Consider the following 4415-nt stretch of genomic DNA (forward strand, 5'->3'; position numbering starts at 1 on the left):
GTTCAAATCAATTGGTATCTGAATTCACGGCCACTTAAATGTCTTAATTGGCATACACCAATCGAGATCTTCTTGCTTAATTTACGTCATTAAATTCGTTCAAGTTATTTCTTGCAATCTGCCATTCAATAATGATAAATGACTGTACCTCCGTATCATACCCGATTGTATCCATACGATATTTTCCAACCGTAAACTCCGATGCTATAAAATTGATTCCCAACGTGAGACTAATATTGTCTTCAATGAGATTCTGTAATCTCTTTTCTTTGGTAAAACCAATTGAATCAATTTCACTCAAGAGCAATTGATCGGTACTATCAGGTTTAACTTTATAAAGTTTCACGTTACTTCCACCCCAATTATAGATATATTTTTTAATGAACATCATTATTTCTTCGCTTCATCTTCTGAAATCTACCTGATTCTATTATATATAATCTAACCTGATAGACTAGTTCAAAATTCAAGTTAGTTTTTACGAATCGTTTAAACTAGTAAATCCACCCCCAAAAAGCTCCGACAACAATACGAACTTTTGCAACAACAAGTATAGTCTACACTTTTCGCCAATAAGGATTGCATCCGCCAACGCCTAAGATTAAAATACAATTAGAAATCAATTTTATTGAGGAAGTGCTTTAGATGGCTCTAACCCACCACTACCTTCGCGCAAGCAATGCTGCGGCCGCGGCTCAGCTCATCGCGACGACACTCCTGACGACTAATCGAAAGGATTATCCCGCCGACTATCTGGCCGCCACAATCGCTAAGCTCCAACCCCAAGATCTCGTCGATAAGGCCACCTGGACCCACTTTTACGTGTTCTATGAAGGAACCGAGCTCGTGGGAACGGGGGCGATTGGTTCTTATTGGGGGAAAGTTGATGAGGCCAGTCTGTTCGATATTTTCGTTTCACCCGAGTATCAGGGTAAGGGAATTGGCCGCGCCATCGTGACGACCTTGGAACAAGATGTCTTTTTTAAAACTGCCAAACGAGTTGAAATTCCGGCATCAATTACTGCCTTGGGTTTCTATGAAAAACTGGGCTACCGGCCTAAGAATCACCAAACCCACCCCGATAATGAACAACTCTTCCGTTTAGAAAAATTCACCAGTGTATCACCAAAATAATAAACGCGGCTGGCTTTCCCTTATTTTCTAGCCTTTCAGCTTTTATCTCGTTAATTGCAAACCTATACGTCATTTACTTCGTGACGGTAATCGGTTTCATTGGTATGCTTAGAGCGTATCAATTTCATCTTTTCGAGGAGGAGTTATCATCATGGCAAGTGTTCATCACCATAAATTACTCTATAGTTTATTCGTATCCTTATTAGCCGCCGGGAGTGTTACCGCCCTGCCCGGCTTAGCCGATACCGGGCAAGCCGCCAAAGTCACCACGCAAACCGACAAGTATCGCGTCCCCACCAGCCAACCGGGATTCAAAAAAGTGGCTAAAAAGTACAAACAAGCCATCCCCATCCAAATCCTCGGTATTAATGACTTACACGGTGGCCTGGAAACCACGGGGAGCGTCACTATTGGGACGAAAACCTATAATGATGTGGGAACCGTAGCTCGGTTAAGTGGCTCATTGGACCAGGCGCAAAACCAGTTCAAAAAGAGCCAGCACGCCAAGGCGGCCAATACCTTCCGGGTTGAAGCCGGTGACATGGTCGGCGCCTCACCAGCTAACTCAACACTGTTAGCCCATGAGTCGACGATGCACGCACTGCGGGCGATGAACTTTCAAATTGGAACGTTGGGGAACCATGAATTTGATCACGGTCTGGGTGAATTTAACCGCATTTTGAAAGGCCATAAACCCGCGGCCAGTGCCGATTCCTTGATTAAAAACTATCCACATCAGGCCTCAAAGATTAACTTGGTCGTGGCCAATGTGGTTAAGAAGTCTAATCATAAGATTCCATACGGTTACAAGCCCTATACCATTAAAACAATTAAGGCCCATGGAAAGACAGCCAAGGTTGGCTTCATCGGTATTGAAACCACCGATCTTCCCCATCTGACTCTGTTGAAAAACTACCAAAACTACCAAGTTTTGGATGAGGCCAAGACGATTGCGAAGTACGATAAAATTTTAAATAAAAAGGGTGTCAAAGCCGTTGTGGTCATGGCTCACACGGGCATTGCCAGCCAGGATGGCAAAACTGACGGTAGCGCCGTATCCATCCTGAATAAAGTTAATCAATTGGATAAGCAGAATCACGTTGGGCTGTACGTTGCCGGCCATTCTCACCAATATGCCAATGCTACGGTAGGCAAAACTCACGTGGTTCAGGCCGTTTACACCGGGAAAGCTTATAACGATACGCAAGGCTATATCAATCCGAAAACGGGGAAATTTATGCACTTAGAATCCCATGTCTACCCTGTCTTGCCAGCTAAAGCCAATCCCAAGGCTAAGAGTAACGCGAAAGTCACTGCGATTGTGAAGGACGCGGATAAGCGAGTGGCACCAAAGGTTAATACGGTTATCGGTAAGGCGGCCACACCGGAACCCATCACCGGTCGCAATAACAACAGTAAGACCATGGAAAATGCCGCCGGAGAATTAGTGGTCGATGCGCAACGTTACGAAGCCCAAAAGGCCGGAACAGCACCAGACTTTGCGATGACTAATAACGGTGGTGTTCGTGCCGATTTGGCGGTCACGAAACAAGGCGATATCACTTGGGGCGCGGCCGTGGCCGTTCAACCATTTGGCAATATTTTACAAGTGGTCGAGATGACGGGTCAACAAATTAAGGACGCACTGAACCAGCAATACGATGAAAACCAGGCCTTTTACCTACAAATCTCGGGCTTGCGTTACACTTATACAGATAATCATGATGCCAAACAGCCGTACAAGGTCGTTGATATCAAGAAAGACGATGGGACCCCGGTCAGCATGACGGCCACCTATCGCGTGGTGATCAATGACTTCTTGCATGGTGGTGGTGATAATTTCTACGCTTTCAAGAACACACCGATCAAGGCCTCCATTGGCGCTGATACCGATGTCTTTGTCCAATACTTCAAGGATATGGCGGCGGCCAACACCCCAATCAAGGCCCCAACCCTGGATCGCAAGATTTATCAGCCGGCTGGTAGCGCGATGGCTACTCATACACAGCCAGTTGAACAGGTGGCATTGGGATAGAACAGGTATATAAAATAAAAATCACCAACCGCAAGAAAACGCGCGGTGGTGGTTGCTGAGAAACGGTTGACTGGTCGCTAAGGCTGGTTAGCCGTTTTTTGTCGCCTTCCTAAACTACCACGCTGAGAACGCGCAATGATGAATTGAAAGAAGCTTCAAACATGCGCTGGAAAGCTCAAGGAAAACGGTCGGTCATAGTGGACTTGAAGGGCTTTCAGAGTTACGTATACTGGATTTATATGTTTATATACCAAGCTTCATAATTTACCTAACACTAAATCTCAAAAGGAGTGGCATTTATGAATAAACTGAGGACATCTATCTTAATAGCTACTGCAACAGTAAGTCTGTCCCTATTCGCCCCAACACTTAATCAACCCGCCCAAGCCGCAACGTGGCACAAAGGAATGCCTAAGGCACTACGTGGGAAATGGTCACACTCAGTAAAAAAGTTCCCAAAGTATATGGGAATCAAGGGGTCTGGTACATATCGCCTGACTATCGTTAAAAAAGCATTTGTGAATAGTTATTTCACTAAGAAAAATAAAGAACTAGCCCCAGAAATTTTCTTAGCCAATCCCCAATATAAAAAAATCAGTAAAACCACGTATCGTCTGCAAGGTGGACATGGTAATAGTGGGATGAGTAGTGGTTATGGTCACCACGATCCCCTTCAAATAGCTAAGCAGGGAAATAAGATTAAGTATAAGTACTCATGGTCATCACACGTTAAATATTCTACTTGGTTCTATAAAATGTAAAACTCTGACAACATGCCGATTTACGATTTGAAATTAAAATATTTCAAGAATAAATTCTATCAAGATAAACAAAAGCATTGGTATTTAACTGTCCACGTTTTAGATGAAAGTGGTAGTATTCGTTACCGAAAACTACCAATGACTTACAAAAAATCAATTGTGTTTTAAACAAACCATATAGTGTTCTTCTGCTCCCCAATCAAGCTCTAATTTTAAAGTTTTTCGGTTATTGGCATAGAAAGCAGCTCCCTTTTTCTTGGTCGATCTAAGAATAACAGAGGTGCTTTCCTTGTTATACATAAGGTAACGAAAAAACTAGTCTTAGAAATTATTTTATGATTTCTAGGACTAGTTTTTAATTGGGCAGATTGCAAGAAATAACTTGAACGAATTTAATGACGTAAATTAAGCAAGAAGATCTCGATTGGTGTATGCCAATTAAGACATTTAAGTGGCCGTGAATTCAGATACCAATTGATTTGAAC

At 43.2% G+C, this 4415-nt stretch carries 4 protein-coding genes; 3 read left to right on the forward strand and 1 reads right to left on the reverse strand.

What is annotated here, in order from left to right; genetic code table 11:
* Window positions 1-76 precede the first annotated feature (76 nt).
* Entirely contained in the window at window positions 77-346 is a 270-nt protein-coding gene (locus ACP4IT_RS12405) for a hypothetical protein (RefSeq protein ID WP_082265486.1), read from the reverse strand.
* A gap of 299 nt (window positions 347-645) precedes the next feature.
* Between ACP4IT_RS12405 and ACP4IT_RS12410 the strand changes: the two genes are divergently transcribed.
* The 3 genes from ACP4IT_RS12410 to ACP4IT_RS12420 all read left to right on the forward strand — a co-directional run bounded on the left by ACP4IT_RS12410 (window position 646) and on the right by ACP4IT_RS12420 (window position 3930).
* A complete protein-coding gene (locus ACP4IT_RS12410; protein ID WP_156647015.1) occupies window positions 646-1134 on the forward strand; it encodes a GNAT family N-acetyltransferase in 489 nt (162 codons plus the stop codon).
* A 151-nt stretch (window positions 1135-1285) separates the two neighbouring features.
* Complete coding sequence (locus ACP4IT_RS12415) at window positions 1286-3169, forward strand: bifunctional metallophosphatase/5'-nucleotidase (protein ID WP_108477348.1); 1884 nt, start codon at window positions 1286-1288, stop codon at window positions 3167-3169.
* A gap of 299 nt (window positions 3170-3468) precedes the next feature.
* A complete protein-coding gene (locus tag ACP4IT_RS12420) occupies window positions 3469-3930 on the forward strand; it encodes a hypothetical protein (RefSeq protein WP_011666853.1) in 462 nt (153 codons plus the stop codon).
* Window positions 3931-4415: the final 485 nt, after the last annotated feature.

Origin of the sequence: Levilactobacillus sp. LN180102 (assembly GCF_050106635.1) — a bacterium.
Classification (GTDB): domain Bacteria; phylum Bacillota; class Bacilli; order Lactobacillales; family Lactobacillaceae; genus Levilactobacillus; species Levilactobacillus brevis.

Coding starts and splice junctions, on each gene's coding strand:
- ACP4IT_RS12410 (WP_156647015.1), top strand. CDS start 646: ATGGCTCTAACCCACCACTACCTTCGCGCAAGCAATGCTGCGGCCGCG.
- ACP4IT_RS12415 (WP_108477348.1), top strand. CDS start 1,286: ATGGCAAGTGTTCATCACCATAAATTACTCTATAGTTTATTCGTATCC.
- ACP4IT_RS12420 (WP_011666853.1), top strand. CDS start 3,469: ATGAATAAACTGAGGACATCTATCTTAATAGCTACTGCAACAGTAAGT.